A 5,044-nucleotide genomic window follows, 5' to 3' on the forward strand; every position below is an offset into this window, starting at 1 on the left:
ACGGGTTTAGGCTCGGCCGACTCTGAGCTGCATTACGCAGCCCCGTTGGGGCTGGAAAGCGACGAGACGGGGTGGGGCTAGGGGTGGTGGCGGAGCTTGGAGTGTGCCGCTGTGACCGCAGGTGGGATGTGTCTGGCGTCGATGATATTGCGACGCAGCATGTTACTTTCGTCAAACCGACCAGCTTTGATGGAGAGTGTACGCCGGGGAGGTTGCGAGGCGCTGACAGACGGGCGGGCTGTCGCCACACCCATCCTACGACATGGCTCGGCGCTATGACTGGACATGCGCCGCCTGACTTGACGTTCCGGTTCGGGAACAGGTCTGACTTCATCACGTAGGCCGAGTGGCATGTGTTCATGGCGTTAGTGGTTCCAGGAGAACTCGGTGGCGTTCATGAGGGTCCAGTAGAGGTCGGACATGGCGCTGCTGCGGGAGTTTCTGCTCTTGGAGCTTGCCAGCAGGCTGGTGAAGTGGGTTGCCTCAGCGGGCGTGGGACGACGGGTGAAAATGGAGAGGTAGGCGGTCTCTACGGCGGTGGCATTGTCCGGGGCGAGCATGCCGATGCGGGTGCTGGCGTTGATGAGGGGATTGTTGCCGGTGTTGTTGCTGATCATGTTGCCGTTCATGAGCAGGAGGCGCTGGGGGATGGTGCCGCCGGCGTCGTCGAAGTTGTCTTCGCCGGAGTCGCCGTAGCGCTTCACGAAGTTGTTCACGTCAACGTCGCGTTTGATGCGGAAGAGGACGTGGGTCTCTGCGTCGATGGTGCTGAGCGAGGAGGCTTGGATCACGCTGCCGGCCATCTGCTCCGGGCGGAGACGGGTGACGGGGAAGGCGGCCCAGGCCTTTTCCACCGCTGTGGTGACTGGATGGTCAGGGTCGCTGGACTGGCTGGACATCTGAAACGCTTTGGTGCTGGCGATCACACGTATGAGGCGCTGCAGGTCATAGTCGTGCGCGAGTAGATCATCTGCGAGCAGCTCCATGCCGGCAGGAAAGGGGCCGTCGAGAGGGATTTCATCCACGGGTGCGATCAGGGGGCGATTGAAAAGGAGAGCCCACATGCGGTTCACGATGGCGCGGGCAAAGGGCTTGTTCTCTTTGGCGGTGACCCAGGTGGCCAGCTTCGTGCGCGGGGTGCCTTTGGCAGGCAGGAGCTCGGGTTTCCAAGGGACTTTGGCGGGGACCTTTTCTTCCTCCATCTTGCCGAGGTAGCGGATCTTGTAGTTTTGCTTGGGGTCATCGCGCAAGCCGTTCAAGGCAAAGTTTGCCTGGCCGAAGAAGGCGGCGAGCTGATGAAAATCCGTCTGCTTCCAGGTGCTGCCGAGCTTGCCGTCGTGGCACTGCACGCAGTCGATGCGCACGCCAAGGAAGGCACGGCTGACTTTGGCGGCGAGTTTGACTTCGTCCGGGCCTTTTTTGTTTTCGTTCGTCACGGTGACGAAGTTCACTTCGGGGTTGGTGGTCCAGACGCCGTTGGAATCGATCAGGGAGCGTGCGATCTGGTCATAGGGACGGTTTTGCTGAATGGCATCGCTGAGCCAGTCCACCAGACGGCGGCGGCGATAGAGCAGGAAGGGGCCGTTCTCGATGCCCACATAGACGCGGGCGAGGCGCTCCGCGAGGTAGTCGCTGGTGCGGCGGTCGGAGAGAAGGTGGGAGAGCCACCACTGCGGTGCATCCGCACCTTTTAACGACTCCAGCACGCGCAGCTCCTGCAAGGAGGGGATGCTGCCGGTGAGCGCTAAAGAGAGTCGGCGGACGCGTGTGAGATCGTCGGCTTTCTGCATGGGGTGCAACTGCTGCTGTGCCCATGCTTTTTCAAAGTCTGCATCCACAGCCTGTGCCGAATGCTGAATGTCCTCCCACTGCGCGGGTGAAAGTCCGGGGGCATTTTTCACTGCGGCGACCGGAGGGGCGAGCAGTTCGGCCACGCCCCAAAATGCACCGGCAGTCAGCGCGCCCAGGATGAGAGCATTGCGCAGCCAGAGCAGCCAGCTTGAGGTGGGTGGGGCGGAGTCCATGACGAGATGCTGCGTTCGAGCGAGTCTGTAACACGCGAATGCAGATTCGGTTTCTCCGCGATTTTCGCAACAATCAGGCGAAAGCGGACTTTCATACGCTGACCTGCATGCCCGAACCTACCACGCTGCCTCCTCCCCTGCCCCCTTCCCTGCCCGTTGTGGTCGAGGCAGCACTGGCATCTCGGGGACGACCTGCCTCCGGAGCCGACGCGATCCGACCGGAGCTCCTGACGGTGGAACTGCCAAACACGGTCCAACTGGTGCCGCATGACAGTCCGAGCGGAGTGGCACCGTTGACGGAGCGGCTGGGGTTTTTCAGAAGGATTGCTTCGGGGCTCGACTGGCTGTTTGGGCTTGCGGCGCTGCTTGTTTTGCTGGCGGCGTGTTCGGTTGTTCCCGTGCTGAATTTCCTGAGTCTGGGCTACCTGCTGCATGTGAGTGGGACGATTGCGCGCAGGGGGCGGTTTCGCGCTGCGTTCATCGGTGTGCGCAAGGCGGCTGTGCTTGGCAGCATCGCGGCAGGTGTTTGGATCGTCGTCTGGCCGGCGCGCCTGCTGTCCAGGATGTGGAAGGATGCTGAACTGATTTCACCTGGCAGCGGAGTTGCCAAAGGGTGGCATGCGGGATTGATCGTGGTCATTGTCCTCACGATCACGCACATTGTTTGGGCCTGCGTGCGCGGGGGGAAGCTGCGGCACTTTCTTTGGCCGCAGCCGCTGCGCTTCTGGCGCTGGCTGCGTGCGCCGCAGAAGTTTGGCCACCTTCAGGGTATGATCACCGACTACGTGATCGGCCTGCGCCTGCCGTTTTATTTCTGGCTGGGGCTGCGTGGGTTTGTGGGAGCGCTGCTGTGGTTGATTGTGCCGGTGGGCATCCTGCTCGCGGCGACGCGGCTGCCGGTGGGGGGATCTGTGGCGCTGTCGCTGCTGGGTGGTTTTTTGCTGCTGTTCGTGGCGATGCATCTGCCGTTTTTGCAGGCGCATTTTGCGCAGACGGATCGATTCAGCGCCCTGTTTGAGCTGCGTGAGGTGCGGAGGTTGTTTCTGCGCGCGCCGCTGGCGTTTTGGTTTGCGCTGCTGATCACGCTGCTGTTTGCGGTGCCGCTGTATCTGCTCAAAATTGAGCTGACACCGCGTGAGCTGGCGTGGCTGCCGAGCCTGCTGTTTGTGATCTTTATCTTTCCGGCGCGTGTTCTGACCGGGTGGGCGATGAGCCGGGCGAAGAGGCGTGAAGAGCCGCGACATTGGTTTCCGCGATGGGTGGCGAGGGTGGGGATTTTGCCGGTGGCGCTGGCGTACACGCTGGTGGTGTATTTTACACCGTACCTGTCATGGAACGGGGCGTGGAGTTTGCTGGAGCAGCATGCGTTTCTGGTGCCTGCGCCGTTGATGGCGCTGTGATAGGATGCTGGTGGCGGGATAGGAGGTTTGTGTCACCGCTACGCGGTTCTACGGATTCGGAAACGATCGGGGGATGCGCTAACCGTGGGTTGGCACCCACGGCTACGATTGTGCCAGCGCTACGCGCTTAAGATGGCGGAGGCAATTTGGTTAGTCTAAATGGCCTTCTGGGGGGGATAGCCATGTGCGCGGTGGGTACCGCACATTGAATGTGTGGACCACTTCACGCTGTGGCTGGATGGCGCGACAGGGGATAAACCCGTCTCCAGCAATGCTCCAGCGGGAGCAGATTCAAGCTATCACGAGCTTGCATTCGTTTTTTGAAGGCCTCATGGAAATGAATGCTATTCGATGCTGCGTCCTCAAATGGGCGGGCTGGGTCCGAGAGGGCGCTGCGTTTCCAGAACGAGCTAAAGCTCGACAGTACTTTAATGAATCCGAGCTTGTTCGTGTGGTGGCATGCGGCATTCGTCATGGCCCGATGAACTGGCTTACTGAACACACGCTCCTGCCTGCCGATGTCTGGTCGCTTGTGCTCGCGGCTTTGGGGGCGATGTGCATTGGGATGTCGAAGGCGGGGCTGGCGGGAACTTCGACGCTGAATGTGGTTTTAATGGCGCAAATTTTTGGAGCAAAGCAGTCGGTGGGGGTGATCTTGCCGATGCTGATTGCGGCGGATTTCATGGGCTTCCTCATCAACCGCAAGGGTGGGAGCTGGAGGCGCATTGTGCCGATGGTGCCGCCTGCGATTGCAGGGGTGGTGGTGGGGTGGCTGCTGCTGGGTAAATTCGACAACTCGATGGCGCGGGTGGTGATCGGCTGGATCATTATTTTGCTGCTGATTTTCAACTGGGTGCTGAACAAGCGGCGACAGGACTTTGTCGCGCTGACGGAGCACCAGGTGTTCGCGTGGGGGATGGGGTTTTTGGCGGGGGTGGTGACGATGCTGGCGAATGCGGCGGGACCGGTGATGACGGTTTATCTGCTGGCGCAGCACTTGGAGAAAAAGGACTACCTCGGGGTTTTCAGCCGTTTCTTTTTGTTCATCAATCTGTTCAAGGTGCCGTTCAGTACGGATCTGGGGATCATCAATCCGAAGTCGCTGATGACGAATCTGACGCTGATGCCATGCGTGGTCGTAGGGGTCGTGATTGGGTGGTGGATTTTGAAACGGCTGCCGCAGAAGGTGTTTGAGAATGTGCTGTTCTGGCTGACGGCGTTTGCGGCGGTGTGGCTGATCCGGGGGTGAGGGGGAGAGGGGGAGAGGGTGGATGGAAATTGATCGTGGGTTTTGGAGATGGCGGCACGCTCTTGGTGCGGCGGAGGTCATTGCAGACGCTGCTTGTGGGCTTGGCGTCTAGCGGAGTGCTGGGTTTGCTTCCTGATCGTTTGATGCTAACCCAGGGTCGCCTCGCCAAGGCTCGGCTGACCCTGGGCTGTACTACGCAGCCCCTTCAGGGCTGGTGTGCGGCGGCGCGAAGTGGTGGAAGATGGGGGCAGTCGAGAAGATATAGCGGTTTGCAAAACTCATTTCCGTTTAGCAGGCTGTTTCTTGATCGCTGATCATGGGCTTCCTTCTTCGCTCTCCTGAGTCGAGCTACGAAGGACAGGTCGACGGCG

Annotated in this window: 3 protein-coding genes; 2 read left to right on the forward strand and 1 reads right to left on the reverse strand. The window is 60.4% G+C overall.

All coding sequences use genetic code 11. The annotated features are described in order from the left end of the window. Window positions 1-365 precede the first annotated feature (365 nt). Entirely contained in the window at window positions 366-2,024 is a 1,659-nt protein-coding gene (locus tag PSV43_RS07250) for a DUF1549 domain-containing protein (protein WP_300195021.1), read from the reverse strand. 107 nt (window positions 2,025-2,131) lie between these two features. Here PSV43_RS07250 and PSV43_RS07255 point away from each other — a divergent pair, with 107 nt between their 5' ends. Next, window positions 2,132-3,424, forward strand: coding sequence for a DUF4013 domain-containing protein (locus PSV43_RS07255; RefSeq protein WP_300195023.1), 1,293 nt, complete (start codon window positions 2,132-2,134; stop codon window positions 3,422-3,424). A 307-nt stretch (window positions 3,425-3,731) separates the two neighbouring features. Next, window positions 3,732-4,673: a sulfite exporter TauE/SafE family protein gene (locus PSV43_RS07260; RefSeq protein ID WP_300195025.1), complete on the forward strand. Its 942-nt coding sequence runs from the start codon at window positions 3,732-3,734 to the stop codon at window positions 4,671-4,673. Window positions 4,674-5,044 lie beyond the last annotated feature (371 nt).

Source organism: Prosthecobacter sp., from assembly GCF_029946185.1.
GTDB lineage: Bacteria > Verrucomicrobiota > Verrucomicrobiia > Verrucomicrobiales > Verrucomicrobiaceae > Prosthecobacter.